This window comes from Acinetobacter sp. YH01005 (genome assembly GCF_013420465.1).
In the GTDB taxonomy this organism is placed as follows: Bacteria; Pseudomonadota; Gammaproteobacteria; order Pseudomonadales; family Moraxellaceae; genus Acinetobacter; species Acinetobacter amyesii.
In genome coordinates this window covers 166,913-182,760 of record NZ_VOYA01000004.1, presented here as the reverse complement: position 1 = coordinate 182,760, position 15,848 = coordinate 166,913, and the positions used below count along the sequence as shown (strand labels likewise).

14 protein-coding genes and 8 tRNA genes are annotated in these 15,848 nt (G+C 41.1%); 5 read left to right on the top strand and 17 right to left on the bottom strand.

Translation table 11 applies throughout. The features are described 5' to 3' along the window. The first annotated feature begins 52 nt into the window (after positions 1–52). Positions 53–823: a YdcF family protein gene (locus FTT72_RS03700; protein WP_180177880.1), complete on the top strand. Its 771-nt coding sequence runs from the start codon at positions 53–55 to the stop codon at positions 821–823. A 55-nt stretch (positions 824–878) separates the two neighbouring features. On the opposite strand, the gene FTT72_RS03695 is transcribed toward FTT72_RS03700, so the two are convergent. From FTT72_RS03695 to FTT72_RS03645, 11 genes are all read right to left on the bottom strand, one after another. Beyond that, the gene (locus tag FTT72_RS03695; protein ID WP_078191441.1) at positions 879–1,340 is read right to left on the bottom strand and encodes a DUF2750 domain-containing protein; all 462 of its coding nucleotides are present in this window, start codon (positions 1,338–1,340) and stop codon (positions 879–881) included. A gap of 97 nt (positions 1,341–1,437) precedes the next feature. Beyond that, positions 1,438–1,513: transfer RNA gene (locus FTT72_RS03690), tRNA-Val, on the bottom strand. 98 nt (positions 1,514–1,611) lie between these two features. Next, positions 1,612–1,688 (bottom strand) — tRNA-Asp (locus tag FTT72_RS03685). Positions 1,689–1,732: 44 nt separating this feature from the next. Next, positions 1,733–1,808 (bottom strand) — tRNA-Val (locus FTT72_RS03680). Positions 1,809–1,839: 31 nt separating this feature from the next. Then, positions 1,840–1,916 (bottom strand) — tRNA-Asp (locus tag FTT72_RS03675). A gap of 14 nt (positions 1,917–1,930) precedes the next feature. Next, positions 1,931–2,006, bottom strand: a tRNA-Val gene (locus FTT72_RS03670). Positions 2,007–2,027: 21 nt separating this feature from the next. Beyond that, positions 2,028–2,104, bottom strand: a tRNA-Asp gene (locus FTT72_RS03665). Between the two features lie 47 nt (positions 2,105–2,151). Further along, a tRNA-Asp gene (locus FTT72_RS03660) sits at positions 2,152–2,228 on the bottom strand. Positions 2,229–2,257: 29 nt separating this feature from the next. Further along, positions 2,258–2,333, bottom strand: a tRNA-Val gene (locus FTT72_RS03655). Positions 2,334–2,795: 462 nt separating this feature from the next. Next, the gene (elsL, locus tag FTT72_RS03650; RefSeq protein WP_180004992.1) at positions 2,796–3,290 is read right to left on the bottom strand and encodes a cell wall-recycling L,D-carboxypeptidase ElsL; all 495 of its coding nucleotides are present in this window, start codon (positions 3,288–3,290) and stop codon (positions 2,796–2,798) included. Beyond that, on the bottom strand, positions 3,283–3,717 hold the full coding sequence (locus tag FTT72_RS03645) for a YbaN family protein (protein WP_180004991.1): 435 nt from the start codon (positions 3,715–3,717) through the stop codon (positions 3,283–3,285). The genes elsL and FTT72_RS03645 overlap by 8 nt, the downstream gene beginning before the upstream one ends. Positions 3,718–3,805: 88 nt before the next feature. Between FTT72_RS03645 and FTT72_RS03640 the strand changes: the two genes are divergently transcribed. The 3 genes from FTT72_RS03640 (at position 3,806) to dapE (ending at position 6,228) form a co-directional block, all read left to right on the top strand. Further along, on the top strand, positions 3,806–4,669 hold the full coding sequence (locus FTT72_RS03640; protein ID WP_180177879.1) for a DUF1853 family protein: 864 nt from the start codon (positions 3,806–3,808) through the stop codon (positions 4,667–4,669). Positions 4,670–4,823: 154 nt separating this feature from the next. Continuing rightward, complete coding sequence (locus tag FTT72_RS03635; RefSeq protein ID WP_078191053.1) at positions 4,824–4,973, top strand: entericidin A/B family lipoprotein; 150 nt, start codon at positions 4,824–4,826, stop codon at positions 4,971–4,973. 121 nt (positions 4,974–5,094) lie between these two features. After that, the gene (gene dapE / locus FTT72_RS03630) at positions 5,095–6,228 is read left to right on the top strand and encodes a succinyl-diaminopimelate desuccinylase (protein ID WP_180177878.1); all 1,134 of its coding nucleotides are present in this window, start codon (positions 5,095–5,097) and stop codon (positions 6,226–6,228) included. 66 nt (positions 6,229–6,294) lie between these two features. Here the strand turns inward: dapE and FTT72_RS03625 are convergent, their stop codons facing one another. The 6 genes from FTT72_RS03625 to pilG form a co-directional block, all read right to left on the bottom strand. Continuing rightward, positions 6,295–6,762 (bottom strand): hypothetical protein, encoded by a 468-nt coding sequence (locus FTT72_RS03625; protein ID WP_180004987.1) that lies wholly within the window; start codon positions 6,760–6,762, stop codon positions 6,295–6,297. 3 nt (positions 6,763–6,765) lie between these two features. Continuing rightward, positions 6,766–11,280 carry an Hpt domain-containing protein gene (locus FTT72_RS03620; RefSeq protein WP_180177877.1) on the bottom strand — a complete coding sequence of 1,505 codons (4,515 nt, stop codon included), beginning with the start codon at positions 11,278–11,280 and terminating at the stop codon, positions 6,766–6,768. A gap of 162 nt (positions 11,281–11,442) precedes the next feature. Continuing rightward, positions 11,443–13,518 (bottom strand): methyl-accepting chemotaxis protein, encoded by a 2,076-nt coding sequence (locus FTT72_RS03615; RefSeq protein ID WP_078192256.1) that lies wholly within the window; start codon positions 13,516–13,518, stop codon positions 11,443–11,445. Between the two features lie 44 nt (positions 13,519–13,562). Beyond that, positions 13,563–14,099, bottom strand: a complete 537-nt coding sequence (locus tag FTT72_RS03610) for a chemotaxis protein CheW (protein ID WP_078191058.1) — start codon at positions 14,097–14,099, stop codon at positions 13,563–13,565. Between the two features lie 6 nt (positions 14,100–14,105). Then, a complete protein-coding gene (locus FTT72_RS03605; RefSeq protein ID WP_078191059.1) occupies positions 14,106–14,474 on the bottom strand; it encodes a response regulator in 369 nt (122 codons plus the stop codon). A 29-nt stretch (positions 14,475–14,503) separates the two neighbouring features. Beyond that, positions 14,504–14,887, bottom strand: a complete 384-nt coding sequence (gene pilG, locus FTT72_RS03600) for a twitching motility response regulator PilG (RefSeq protein ID WP_078191060.1) — start codon at positions 14,885–14,887, stop codon at positions 14,504–14,506. A 343-nt stretch (positions 14,888–15,230) separates the two neighbouring features. Here pilG and FTT72_RS03595 point away from each other — a divergent pair, with 343 nt between their 5' ends. Then, the gene (locus FTT72_RS03595; RefSeq protein WP_373683064.1) at positions 15,231–15,824 is read left to right on the top strand and encodes a hypothetical protein; all 594 of its coding nucleotides are present in this window, start codon (positions 15,231–15,233) and stop codon (positions 15,822–15,824) included. The last annotated feature ends 24 nt before the right edge of the window (positions 15,825–15,848 follow it).

The window sequence follows — 15,848 nt, the reverse complement described above, 5'->3', positions numbered from 1 at the left end:
TTTTTTTCACGCTATACTTAGGCCAAATACGAATACTGCTTTAATTTTTTGCATGAAAAGAATACTACTGCTTTGTGTAGGCTTGCTGCTCTGCGTAGACGCCATTTGGTTACTTACATTAGATAAAATTCATTTAGGCATTCTTTTACCCTTAGTCATTGGGTGTATTTTTCTTTTATCTGGACTATTTGCAACGCAAATCCACAATATTTTAGATCAATCTCCCAAACTCGAAAGGCTCTGGCATGCTGCATGGTGGTTGTTTTGGCTTTGGCTATTGAGCCTTTTGCTGTTTTTTGCGTATTTACACTTCAATAGCCAGCAATCCAAGCCATTTACTTCCGTCCAAGCCATCATTGTTTTGGGTAGCGGTATTGAAAATGGTCAACCCTCTCCGACCTTAAAGGCACGTCTCGATGCCGCAGCACCGTATGCCTTGAAACAGCCCAATGCCATCATGATCATGACGGGTGGTTTAGGCTTTAATGAAAAAATGACCGAATCTTCTGTCATGAAACGCTATTTACTTCAACACTATGATATTTCAGCCGCACGCATATATGAAGAAAGCAGAAGTACCAGTACAGAATTCAATCTGATCAATAGTAAAATGATTTTAAAACGACATCAGATTTCGCTTGATGCCCCCATTGCGATTGCCAGTAGTGATTTTCATCTCCCACGTGCAAAAGCAATTGCACAAAAGCTAGGCTATACACAGGTGTATACCATTGCAGCGCCAACACCGCTGTACATCCGCTACAATTCTTGGCTACGAGAATATTTTGCCTTTTTGAGCGGATTTGTACTCAATGAGTATTAAAAAAAGCCCTTGTTCGATTAGTGAACAAGGGCTTTTTTATGCTGTAAATAAACCATTAATTTAAACGAATGCTACGTGGCAAAGGAATTTTAAGGTTTTCAAAGATTTCTGGTCGCTGCTGGTAGACTTGATATAAATAATTTTTAATATCTAACAGCATCTTTTCAGGTGCAACCAAAATATTTTGCCCTTCCGGGGTCAAATCTAAAGACACCGTAGTGCTCTCGCTACGTAAAAACGGAATGACTTTTTCGATAAAGTCTTTTAATGAAATTTCCTGAATTTCATAATTGGACCAATTGTCTTTAATTAATAAACGTGCCAAACCACGGTTTTGCCAAATGGCGAAGGAACGCTGACCTGTAGGTGTCGCACAAAGTGCCCAACCATCTTGATATAACGCAATCACGCCACCTTGAGCGACCATATTTTCAATAAATTGTTTATAGGTTTCTTGAGGATTGTAATTTGTAGTTTGAGTTTTAGACGCTGCCTTGCGCTGATATGGATTTCTCATAGATCACATACAATATTAAAATTATTATAGAGCGGATTCTATGTAAATCAGAAAATTTAGGCAAGCTTTTGGATAAAGAAGTTTCTATAGAAGAATATGGTGGGCGCTGACGGGATCGAACCGCCGACATTCTGCTTGTAAGGCAGACGCTCTACCAACTGAGCTAAGCGCCCTGAGCGAAGAGTAACAAAGCGAAGCTTTGTCTGAGCGCAAGAGAAAAATCGAAGATTTTTCTAAAGGCATTCTCTTGAACAGAGATTTTTAAGATAAATGGCGCAGCGGACGGGACTCGAACCCGCGACCCCCGGCGTGACAGGCCGGTATTCTAACCAACTGAACTACCGCTGCATCACGTAGTTTCTTTCGAAACACAACCTATATCTTAAAAGATATGGTGGGCGCTGACGGGATCGAACCGCCGACATTCTGCTTGTAAGGCAGACGCTCTACCAACTGAGCTAAGCGCCCTTAAAGGGTACAACAATTATATTCTTTGAAATGGCGCAGCGGACGGGACTCGAACCCGCGACCCCCGGCGTGACAGGCCGGTATTCTAACCAACTGAACTACCGCTGCATCGCAAAAAAATATGGTGGGCGCTGACGGGATCGAACCGCCGACATTCTGCTTGTAAGGCAGACGCTCTACCAACTGAGCTAAGCGCCCTCAAAAGGTCTATCATGTAAATGGCGCAGCGGACGGGACTCGAACCCGCGACCCCCGGCGTGACAGGCCGGTATTCTAACCAACTGAACTACCGCTGCACTTACACAATGTCGCTATTGTGGTTCAAACGAATTAAGATTTAAAGTGGCGCAGCGGACGGGACTCGAACCCGCGACCCCCGGCGTGACAGGCCGGTATTCTAACCAACTGAACTACCGCTGCACTCTAAATATCTTAACACTGAAAAGGCTTGGTGGGCGCTGACGGGATCGAACCGCCGACATTCTGCTTGTAAGGCAGACGCTCTACCAACTGAGCTAAGCGCCCTTTTCAAAACATGTTCATCGTTTGATGAGGTGCATTATAGAGAATCCTCACGGTCTGTCAAACGCTTTTCTAACTCTTTTCCACTTTTTCTGTTTGAGTGATTAAAAAATAAGTTATATTGCGGAAAAATCAGTATTTTTGAACATTTTTTAGCTATAAACCTGTAAATTTATTACTAAAAATATGACTTATATTCTGCATCATTCACATAAAAAACAGTTTTTCGCGTGGACTCATAACTAATCATTCAGCGAACCGACGATTAATTCATCACATACACTACATTCTAAAACACCACAGTGTACAAAATACATTCAAACACGATTTTCTGTTAGTTTGCGAGCATTAGTCCTGACAAAAGTCCTGACAAAAAAACGCCTTTCAAACTCACTTTAATTTTTCAAATCTTTGTTTTGATGCCATGAACTTCGGTTTTCATGGCTTGTACTTTTAACGACGTGTTCAATGTTCAGTGATGTAAACCAGCGCATTTAATGGAATCAATTGATAAAGTTCTACAACATCGCTGTTTCGCATGCGAATACAACCATGTGACATCGGTATCCCCATAGGCTCGCGATCTGGTGTGCCATGGATATAAATATAGCGTTGATAAGTATCACAGCCCTCACCTGCATTAAAGCCCGGTTCCAAACCACTTAGCCATAATATTCGAGATAAAATCCAATCCCGATCAGGATATGATGCGGCAAGTTGCTCATCGTAAACCTCTCCTGTCCATTGACGCGCTTTAAAAACTGCATTTTGAGGTTGTTGTCCACCAAACTTTTCAGCGACCTTATGCCAGCCACGTGGCGTCTTGCCACTATTTTCCTGTTCACCAATGCCATTTTTACCCGATGAAATGAGGTAAAACTTATTCAGTTTCGGCAAAGTTAAAGTTTGATCTTTCAAGTTAATCAGGATATCTGCTTGATCTTGGGTATATTCAGACATGCTCTTGCTCTTTCTGCTTATCTTTATCTTGTGGTTGTGTCTGCGGCGATGTTTCAATAGTCCTAATCTTATTTGGCTCTGGTCGTGTCCATAACCAAATGCCAACAATCAACATGGTTAAGTCAGTGAAAATCTTGACGGCAATCGGTGCTGATGTAAAAAGCATAATCAGACCACTCACAAACATCATGATCGATGCAAACCATTTTGCTTTGCGGGGGACGGTGCCATTTTCGCGCCAAGCGCGTAGGGTTGGGCCGTATTTAGGATGATTCAATAACCAAGCATCCATTTGTGGCCAGCCTTTTGAAGCTGCCCATGCTGCTAATATTAAGAAGACTGTCGTGGGCATTCCCGGCAATAAAGCCCCTATAAAGCCTAAAATGACAAAGACAACCACTAAGCTTCGCCAAAACAACGTCTTCATACCGCTACCCTGAACTTTCAATTCAGGTAGTATAAGATGTTTTTAACAATTATCCGTTGTTATTCTGCATTATTCGAAAGGTTTCAATATGGCTGTAACCCCGACAACGTCGTCTTATTTTGAGCCATGGTTGCAATTTAAACAGCCCTTAGTTCGCCAATTAGCTTTCTGTATTGCTAGCCCAAATATTCTGCAGCAAATTCCCTATGAACTCGAAATCCGCTATCCCTTTCATTTTCATCCAAGCGAGCTTTGGCAAAAACATTTTGAAGCCTACCTACCCCGTTTAAAACAACTCGAACAACACCCAAGTGCATTAGTAGAATTTTTACAAAAATTAAAAAGTACTCGTCTTGGTTTACGTTTCGAAATGTTTATGTGGTTTTGGCTTCTCGATCACCCATACCATCCCTACCAGTTACTCGGACATAGCATTCAAAAAATTGACGGCCCTCGTACAGTAGGTGAACTCGATTTTGTTTTAAAAAATACTGAAAGTGGTGAAGTTGAACATTGGGAAGTGGCTTTAAAATATTATCTAGCCGAGCGTGATTTTCAATTACCTTATTGGTATGGCTTAAATCGTAGTGATACTTTGGCTCGAAAGCTCAATCATTTCACCCAAAAACAATTCCAATTTGATGAAGCACTTGGGCAGCAGATTCAACAGCGCTATTGCGTTTTAAAGGGTCAATTATATTTACCTATTCAGCGTACCAGCACATTACCAAACTGGGTCAATCCTGCACGTAGAATAGGTCAATGGGGACATGTCATTCCATCTACGAGTCAAGGCTATTATCGCCTACAACGACATGAATGGATTTGCGTGCAGCAGCAACCGACAAGTAAAACCGCACATTGGTGGACAGATGGTTTATATAAAAAAGACAGTGAGGAAAGCTATTATATGTATAGACAGCCACGCTTGATTTTGCCGCAAACGATTTAAGACTCAATCCACCATTTAGTAGAAATTTACATTTATTTACTCAACCACCGTAAAAACCACCTACTGTTTGATACGGCTATTTTTTAATCTAAATCTCACATCAGAATAATTTATCCCTCTAAAAATTATTCTTTCATAATGGAGAATACAGTCAATGAAAAAAATTTTAGCTGCATCACTTATGGTTGCTTTTGTACTGACAGGTTGTAATACAGTAAAAGGTGTTGGTAAAGACGTATCTAAAGCTGGAGATGCGGTAACCAATACTGCTGAGAAAACTTCGGAAGAAATTCGCCGCAATTAATTTCTTTCCCAAGAATTTATAAAAGAGCCCTATTTTTTAATAGGGTTTTTTTACGTCTAAATTTCCCTTCGCTTGTTGATTCGCCTATTATATTGCGACATTTTTGACTTCTGTATTTAGCATGACCTCAACAGCAACTCTTGATCTCAGCCTAGAACTACTGCGCCAACCGTCGGTGACACCGATTGACCATACCTGCCAGAACATTATGGCAGATCGTTTAGCCAAGATTGGCTTTAACATTGAAAATATGCGTTTTGATGATGTAGATAATCTTTGGGCACGTAAAGGGACTGAAGCACCAGTATTTTGCTTTGCAGGTCATACTGATGTGGTACCTACGGGTAACTTGGATGCATGGGGTTCTGACCCATTTCTTCCTGAAATTCGCGACGGAAAACTATATGGTCGTGGCAGCGCAGATATGAAAACAGCGTTGGCAGCTATGGTTGTCGCTTCCGAACGTTTTGTTGCGAAACATCCAAACCATAAAGGTTCTATTGCATTTCTCATTACCTCTGACGAAGAAGGTCCTTCGATCAATGGGACAGTCAAAGTTGTTGAAACTTTAGAAGCGCGTAATGAAAAAATGACTTGGTGTTTGGTGGGTGAACCTTCAAGCACCAACACACTTGGCGATATTGTTAAAAATGGTCGTCGTGGTTCGCTAAATGCCAATTTAACAGTTAAAGGTAAACAAGGTCACGTTGCTTACCCACATCTAGCAATCAACCCAATCCATACAGCTTCAAAAGCATTGGCTGAGCTTTGCGATACCGTGTGGGACAATGGTAACGAATACTTCCCTGCAACGTCGTTCCAAATTTCCAATATTAATGCCGGCACAGGTGCAACCAACGTTGTTCCGGGCACGATGAATTTACTCTTTAACTTCCGCTATTCAACAGAAGTGACGGCGGACGAACTCAAAGCACGCACCTTGGAAATTCTAGATCGTCATGGCGTTGAATATGATATCTCTTGGACCTTATCTGGTCTTCCATTCCTCACCCCTGTCGGTGAGTTAGTGAATGCCGCACGTGATGCCATTCGTGATGTTACAGGGACAGAAACTGAACTTTCGACCAGTGGTGGTACTTCTGATGGTCGATTCATTGCGCCTACAGGTGCACAGGTGCTTGAATTGGGTGTTTTGAATGCCACGATTCACCAAATCAATGAACACGTCAATGTGGAAGAGTTGGAGCTACTTTCTGAAATTTACGAAAAGATTTTAGAAAACCTGTTGGCTTAAGTATTCTCTGCAATATAAAAAAGGAACTCCATTGAGTTCCTTTTTTATATCTCGTTTTTGCAAATATTAAGCCGCTTGAAGCCCAATGCTGTTTTGAATATTGGCTAAATTTGGAATATGAAATACCTGATCGGCCATGCGTACATATTGGAAAATATTGGCGTCTTTCACGGCTTTTTCTTCATCAACCACTTCAGAAATACGCAAACGAATGGTTTTCGGCATCTCATTACACATCAGTGCAAAACGCTGTCCAACATCATCCCCTTCAATGACCAAAGCCACACCCTGATTTTTTGCAGGATCATTGACTGAGAAAACAGGCAATTTCAATTCATGCCATTCAACAAAAGGAACATTGGTTGCACTATCGAGCGCTGAAAGAACAATATTTTGTGGTAACAACATTGGCTCTTTACCATGACAATCGATGATATACGCATCGATAAAACCGGTAGAAACCGTAATGAGATGTTGCAGTTCCTGCTGATCAATTTTATCGCTGACAACCTGAGAAACAGTGTTTTGGCTCATAAATTACCCCTGCTTTTCTGCAATTAAAGCTTCAATATTGGCAAGCAATTCAGCTTCTTGGAATGGTTTACCCATATAGTGAGTCACACCTAAGCTAAATGCACGCTCACGATGTTTTTCACCAGTACGCGATGTAATCATAATGATTGGCAAGTCACGGTGAATATCGTGGTGACGGACTAAGTTTGTCACTTCGAAACCATCCATACGTGGCATTTCAATATCGAGTAGCATCAAGTCTGGACGGACATTTTCAAGCTGCTCAATTGCATCTACACCATCTTTCGCGGTCACGATGTCATAACCTTGACGTTCAAGTAAGCGTGAAGTCACCTTACGTACTGTCACCGAGTCATCGACAATCATCACTAAACGACGTGCATTGGATTGACGGCCCAAATCACGCTGTTCAGCTGAATGTTTAACACGCTGCGTAGTTTGAATTTGACGTGCAATATTTTGCCCATCCAAAATCAAACATACATGACCATCACCTAGAATCGTGGCACCTGCAATCGCGGCCACACTGGTAAATTGTTGACCAATTGGTTTCACCACGATTTGAGAACGTGAACCCACCAGCTGATCTACCAATAAAGCAATGGTTTGACCACTGTTGCCTTTTATTAGCAATACAGGCAATGAATGGCCGACATTATTTAAACGTGGAATTGGCTGATTACCCACAAACTCTGATAGATAACGTAGTTTGTAATTGGTGTTGTCAATTTTAAACACGTCATCCTTACTATTGAAGTAAGTTTCGAGTGCCGTAGGTGCAATACGGACAATACGTTCAATTTGCGCTAATGAAATCGCATATTGCTGATCGCCCGCTTTCACCATCAAGGCATCGCTGACCGCTACTGTGGTTGGTACACGAATCGTAAAGGTCGTCCCTTTACCTAACTCAGACTCAACGGAAACATGACCACCCAAGGCTTTAATTTCACTTTGCACCACATCCAGACCAACACCACGACCCGAAATTTGCGTTACCGATTGTGCCGTTGAGAAACCTGGATGGAAGATCAATTGCAAGATTTCTTGTTTATCGAGGAACTGATCCGCTTTGATTAAACCAAGTTTTAAGGCTTTGTCTTTAATTTTGGTTTCATCAATCCCTTTACCATCATCACTGAAAGACACCAGTACATCAGTACCCTGACGACTAATGTTCAAGACGATGCTACCTACTTCTGGCTTTTTTAAAGCCAAACGGTCAGCAGTATCTTCTAAACCATGGTCGACCGCATTACGCAGCATATGTTCAAATGGTGTCACCAAACGCTCTAAGATCGTACGGTCCAATTCACCTTCTGTATTTTGAACAATCAATTCTGCAGGACGGTTCAAGGTCGAAGAGGTTTGACGCACAATACGTTGTAAACGTGGTAACAAACGATCAAATGGCACCAAACGGGTACGCATCAGACTTTCTTGAATTTCTGACTGAATACGTGATTGTTGTAATAGCAAACCTTCCGCATCACGGATTTTTTCTGCCAAAGTACTCTTGAAGTCAACCAAATCCGACGCAGATTCGGCTAGAGATTTTGACAATTGGTTAATCGATGAATATTGGTCCATCTCCAATGGGTCGAAATCCGCATAGCGTGAATTTTCAGAACCATGTTTGGCAATAATTTGTGACTCAAGCTCACCATCCATTCGACGTAACTGGTCAGCAAGTCGCTTGATGGCTAACTCCATTTCATTCAAGGTATTGCCTAGCTGACCTAAGTCCATCTCAATACGTGAACGGTTAATCGAGTTTTCGCCTGATAAGTCAATCATCTTCTCGACGAGATCAGCCGAGATACGAATCATCTCATTGCTGTTATCAGACGAATTGGCTTCAGACCATTCACCCAACATAGATGGAGGTTCAACACCATCACCTTGAATAAATTCAAAGCCTTTGCTAACAATACCTTGTTCTAATTCTGCAACACGGTTTGGCAATTGAACCGTAACATCCACATATTGAATGGACTCTAAGCTCAATTTGATGCTGTCAAAATTACTATAGTCATAGTTGAAGATCGCTTCTTTTAACCATGCCAAAGTCGTTTTGAGCAAGCCGTCATACGCATTTGAGTTGAAATGATGAACCGCGAAATGCTCAAACGTCGTCTCAAGTTGATACGCAATTGCGGCAACAGGTTCATTTTCAACCATACGCGCACCACCCTTAATACTGTGGGCAGCACGTTGTAATTGAAGCAATACGTTACGGTCACTACGTTGTTCAGTCCATTGATTTAATAATTGAACGGCTTGTTCAAGAATTTCCTCAGATTCTTCAAGGAAGGTTTCTTCCATGACAGAACGTAGATCGTCATCTGGATGCTCAACATGTTCAGCAACCGCATGTTCAAGATGTTCAACAGCAGACTCAGTGTGAGCAGTCGTTTGAGCTTCAACCACTGCTTCTGCAGTGTCTTCAGCAACATCCATCGGCTCTGACACCGATACATCTGGTTCTACTGCTGCTTGTTCAGTTTCAGCAGAAATAGGGGCCGAAGCCAATACAACAGCTTCTGAACGCTCTCCTGCCACAATTGACTGAATATTCTTGAGAATATCGATCACATTATTCGCTGGGTAGTCGATCCCTTGGTCACGAATGGTTTGAATACGATCTGAAATATCATCCTGCACTAAACGAATAATTTGAATTAACGCAGGCGTAATCGAAATTTGCTGACGAATAATGCGCTCATAAATCGATTCTAATTCATGCGAAATTAAACCCACATGAGATGCGGCAATCATATTTGCACCACCTTTTAGGGTATGCAAATAACGCATTAAATTATTCAAAGCTGAAGTATTGGTCTGATCACGTGTCCAAGTACTAAGGTCTTGGTCAATCCCCACCAATAACTCTTCTGCCTCTTCAATAAAGATCCCTAAAAGATCTTCATCAAAGTCATTATTCGCATCCACCGCTTGCATCTGTTGATGATCAAGTTGAATACGCTGACTTAATTGTGCAAAGTCTACTGCTGTTGTATTTGCAACAGCGGCTTTATCTTCTACTGTGGCAACAGGTTCAGCAACTACATGGGCTTCTGGTGTTGTCGTCGCTGCAACTGCTTCAATGTCTTGTTGAACAAATGCAGTCAGCTCATTTAAGAAACGCTGAACCTCTTCACTTAACACCACACGCTGACCCGCAGCTAAAGTGTCAAATAAGTGAATAAACTCTTGATGTGCTTGCGCAAATAACTCATAGCCATAATCAGCATGGAGTAATTCACGCTTTTCAACTAAAGACTGATATGCTGCACGCAATTGAGTTGTGAAATCATGGATTCCAACAGACGCACGATTATCCGTATGTTCAATCAACTCTAAAGCTTGTTGACTGAGCTGTTGAATATAGTCTGGGAATTCAGCAAGGGCACGTTTATCAAACTCAAATTCAGCATCTAATAACTGATCAATATTTAATTCGATTAGTTTAGAAACCAAACCTTGCGGATTATCTTCAGGCGCCAATTGATCTTGGCTTGCAAAACCATAATCATCCCAAGCGGCTTTAAAGGTTTCATAAATAGACGCAAGATTTGCCTTATCTCCTGAACGCAGCACGTGTAAATAATCACGAACAAATTCAGCATATTGAATCAATAAAGCAGTTTCTTTCGAGCTCGATACGATTTCGTCTTGCAATAAGGTTTTGAATAAGTTTTCAACTTTTGAACTGGCTTCAAAAATCTCTTCGATTTGCGCCATCGACGAACTACCACGCAAGGTGTGTAGCGCGCGAATCAAGCCATTATAGTCTTGTGATTTACTGTCATCAGATTGGAGGAACTGATCAATCGTTTGTAGATGTTCTTCAGCTTCTTCAATAAAAATGCTCACTGTCTCTTCGACCAGTGACGCATCTGCATCCACTTGTTCAGGAGCAAGTTCTGATTCAACGACCACATCAATCGTGCTTTCAAGCACTTCTACAGGTGACGTAGCTTCAACATCAGTCAGTTCTAAACCAGTGACATCATCTTCAGATTTTAATTGATCTGCCAGTTTTAATAATTCTTCGAGTGCAGGCTCAAGGCTGATATTTTGTTGTAATTGTTGCCCCATTAAAACCAATGGACGTAAGTCAACATCTAATTCGGCAACATTTTTAAACAGTGGATAGAGCTTATATTGATAAACATTTAAAACTGTTTGTGCAAACTTTTGAACGGTCGGCGTTAACTGTACCGAACCCGCAATAACACGGTTCAGCGTATCTTCAACTGCCCATGCAGTTTCACCCGCCGATTTTGCCCCGACCATACGACCCGAACCTTTCAGGGTATGGAAATGACGACGAATCGTCGTTAAAGTGTCTTTATCTTGTGGATTTTCCAACCAAGTTGTAAATAAACCCGCCAGCTCTTCAAAGATCTCTTCTATTTCTTCAACAAAAATCTCTAAAATTTCTGCATCTTGATCAAGATAACTATCTTCAGGAAGCGTAGTTGTTTCAACTAAATTTTTTAATATTTCTTTCATAGCTAAGGCTTCTTATGTTTTGCCACCAAGAAGGTTGCTCAAACTTAATTGTAACCATCACCTAAGACTTAACTGTGACGTTAAGTTCACCTTATCGATGTGTTATCTGTAATCGGTGCAGTACCCTAACCGTAGCTAAGGTACTGCAGGTTTGCGCCTGACTTACTCTGGGAGTTTAAAGTCAGATACAGATTCACGTAATGATTCAGCCATGTTCGCCAATTCAGATACCGAACGTGCAGTATCAAATGTTGCACTGGTGGTTTGCGAGGTAATTTCTTGTACAACGTTCATCGTTGTCGCAATATGACCTGCTGAAGCAGACTGAAGTTTTGCAGCATCCGAAATGTTTGCAATCAGTTTCGCCAAGTTACCCGATACAGACTGAATTTCATCCAGTGCTACGCCGGCATCCTTAGACAAGTTCGCACCACGTACAACTTCCGAAGTCGTTTGTTCCATTGAAATTACGGCTTCGTTAGTATCCGTTTGAATGGTTTTTACCAAGCCTTCAATCTGTTTGGTTGCAGACGCTGAACGTTCCGCAAGACGCTGTACCTCATCCGCTACCACGGCGAAACCACGACCTGCCTCACCCGCCATCGACGCCTGAATTGCTGCGTTTAATGCCAAGATGTTCGTTTGGTCGGCAATATCGTTAATCAGTGCGACAATGTTACCAATCTCTTGAGAAGACTCACCCAAACGTTTAATACGTTTTGAAGTTTCTTGAATCTGCTCACGAATCGTGTCCATACCTTCAATTGAACGGTTTACGACATCTGCGCCGTTTGCAGCAATTTGTACTGAACGTTCTGCTACGACAGCTGATTCTTCAGCGTTCGAAGATACTTGGTCAATCGACATTGCCATTTCGTTAATCGCGGCAGATGCACCAGCAATCTCTTGCGCCTGATGCTCAGATGCTTCTGCAAGCTGGTTGGTAATACCCTGCGTATTCGCCGTATATTGTGCAACTTCTTGAGAAGTTTCTGTAATACGCGATACAAGGTCACGTAATTGGTCGATTGCGAAGTTAATCGAGTCGGCAATCGCACCCGTAAAGTCTTCAGATACCGTCGCATACGAACGTAAGTCACCGTCTGCAAGATCGGCAATTTCATCGAGTAAACGTAAAATCGCGTTCTGGTTACGGTCATATTCTTCTTGAAGACGGGTTACACGGAATTTATCCGATTGACCACGTAAAGAAAGAAGTTTGAACACACAGATCAAGAAGGCTGTTAAAGCAAGAATCAACAGTACCGCAGGTAAAATGGTTTTCAAGCCTGTGCTAGAAGACAATTGATTTAAGTTGTCCAACAATTTGTCTGACTCAGCAAAAATTTGTGAAGATGCTTTACGTACGTTCACAATTTGCGTTGAGTTTTTCAAAATTGTCGCAGCCGCTGATTTTAATACATCGTCATATTCAGCTTTAATGCCTTCAAGTGACTCACGTAATTCAGGGCTTTCAATACGTTGTACACCAAGCTCTGTACTACCATCCAATTGGGCATTTAAGTACAAACCGAAGGTTTCAGTATCGGCACTGAAGTCATCTGCAGACTCACGTGAGCTATCAGAACCTGAAAGCACCGAACTGATCGAACGTAAAATACGTTCTGCAATGAATACCTGGTTTTTCGCAATCACCACCTGGTTCGAAGGCATGTCTTGACGTGCCATTTGGTCGACCATCAAGTTATATTCCGCCTGAATCCCCGGAATGGTTTCACCAATCGCGATGTTCGTGTCATATAACTTATTAATGATTTTTTGTTGCGAAGTAATCAAGTCAATACTTTTTGAAACCTCAGCCCACTGCGTATCTACAGATTTCAGCGCATCTGTATTTGCATGAATGTCTTTTACAGTTTCTAAGTTTTCTTTGAACGAATCTTGAGAGGCAATTAATTTTTTCATTGCATCTTCAGTACCTGAAGCAGTTGCCTCAGTTGCTTGACGCGAAATTGTTTGCGAAAGAAGACGGAGTTCACCCAAACTTTGCGTTAATTGGTTACCGCGAGGAACGCTATAGAATAGGTATAATAAAATAATCGTTGCCAGTACTAATGAACCAATCGCACCATAAATAAATGGTTTGGATTTTTCACTATCACCAAAAACTCGAGATAATTGATCTGTCTGTGATTGCAGTTTTGCCAGAAAAGCATTACCGCCTTTACGACCACTGGTGCTTTCACCCGTATTTTTCTTTTTAAGTTTAAAGCCCATTCAGCTTCTCCCCGATTACGCCTTCTTTCGTTCGTGCGCGACAATTAATTTATAAATTTTATAGATGCGTTCATGTATTTTGGATTTTGCAGTAAACGACTGAAGAGAAATACATTCCACTGCTGGTTATGCTGGTGGAAATACCCCTGACAATATTCCTGTAAATTTCGATCCAACTCATTATGTTTAGAAAAATAACTTTTCTTATTAAAGTGTTGAATACCCAAAACTTGATCGACTACCAAACCGACATAATGGTCATTATGACTAATACATAAAACTTTTTGAGTGGGTGAAAAACTACTTCGATGACCGGTTATATATTGTGCTAGGTCAGACAAAGAAAGTAAGCGTCCCCGAATATTGGCTAATCCCATCACCCAAGGTTGGGTGTTGGGAACTGGCGTATATTTTGGTGGGTAGATCACTTCAGCTACTTCACCTAAAGGAGCAACGTAATATTGCCCCATCATCTCAAAAGCAATGCCTGACCATCGGTTTACTTCATTTTCAGTGGAAACGTAGTTTTTGTTTCCTCGTTTTGCGATTCGAAGTAATTCGATAAATCCATTTGCTGCCATAGAGCTTTATCCTGCATTGAGGTGTTGCTTAATCACATCAATTAATTGTTTTTCGTCTACAGGTTTAGTTAGATAATCAGAAGCACCTTGGCGTTTACCCCAAACACGGTCAGTTGCCTGATCTTTGGTACTTACAATGACAATCGGAATATGTTTGGTGGTCGCACCACGTGCAATTTGACGTGTTGCTTGGAATCCATTCACACCCGGCATTACCACATCCATCAAGACCAAATCAGGTAACTCAGCTTGAGCCATCGTCACCCCATCTGCCCCATTTGAAGCTTCAATCACTTCAAATCCGTGTTTACCTAAAATTTCTTTAAAACGGAATGTTTCTGTTGGTGAATCATCAACGATTAGGATACGTGCCATGCTTTTTCCCCAAAAAATAAAAAATCTAATTAAGCTGTAACGTGATTACGGATTGCATTCAGCAATTCATCTTTACTGAATGGCTTAGTCAAGTATTCATCCGAACCTACAACACGACCCTTCGCCTGATCAAATAAACCATCTTTACTTGAAAGCATAATCACAGGAATATTTTGATAATTTTGAGAGTTTTTAATCAGGGCACAAGTTTGATAGCCATCAAGACGTGGCATCATTATATCGACAAATACGATATCTGGATTCGCATCTGCAATTTTTGAAAGTGCTTCAAAACCATCTACAGCAGTGACTACTTCACATCCTTCACGCTGAAGCAGCGTTTCGGCCGTACGACGAATGGTTTTTGAATCATCAATTACCATGACTTTTAGATTTTGGAATTTATCGTCCATTTATTGACCCTACCCATTGAGGATGTACAAACAATTAAGTTAGCAGCATTATTATTTACAAGTTGTGAACATTTTTAACATATCTTTACTTGCGTTTTCAATGAACATTTTCTGCGCAAACACACAAGATTTCTTGTTTTTATTAACTGCTTCACACTTTCCGATGACCAACGATTTTTTTTTAACTTGGAATAGTATTTAATTGTCTTAATTAAGCATATTATAGCAAGATTATTACTTTAAAATAAGTAATTTAGTCAACTTTAAACTGGGGAGTACAAGGTTGAGTCCGTTTACAAAAAAAATTCACTTGATTGGCCTTAAACATTTCTCAAAAAAAGTCATTCTGACGACTTGTTTACTGGCTTATACCCCGCTTTTATTTGCTGCACCAACCAATACGCAGCAACCACAAAAGGCGACTTGGTATCGTTACTATGACAGTAAAGGCATAGCAAACATCAGTACCAATGTGACACCAAATCACATCCGCTATGGTTATGAAGCACTTGATCAAAATATGCAAGTGATTAAACGTAACCGCCCCTACAATGCTGAAGCGGACGTTAGACAAGCTCCTCAGCGTGCTGCCCAAGCACGTCAGCAAGCTTCAGATATCAAACTTAAAAAAGCCTATACCAATAGCCGAACTGCGGCCATTAAAAAGCGTGATGCACTGACTGGTATACGTAAACAGATCGTGTTTGAACAAGAACAATTAAAACAATTACAAAATGATCGTGTATTATTTGTTCGCCAAGAACGTGAACATTTTCGAAAAGGTGAAACCGTTCCGGCAAAATTAAAAACAATGTTGGATAATAATCAAAAAAATATGGTAGCGAAAAAAGAATACATTCAATCGTTACAAACTCGCTATCGAAATACAGAAGCTGAATACGACAGAATTATTACGCGTTTAAAAGCGATGGAATAAACTTGTTATTCAATTGCTTTTGTA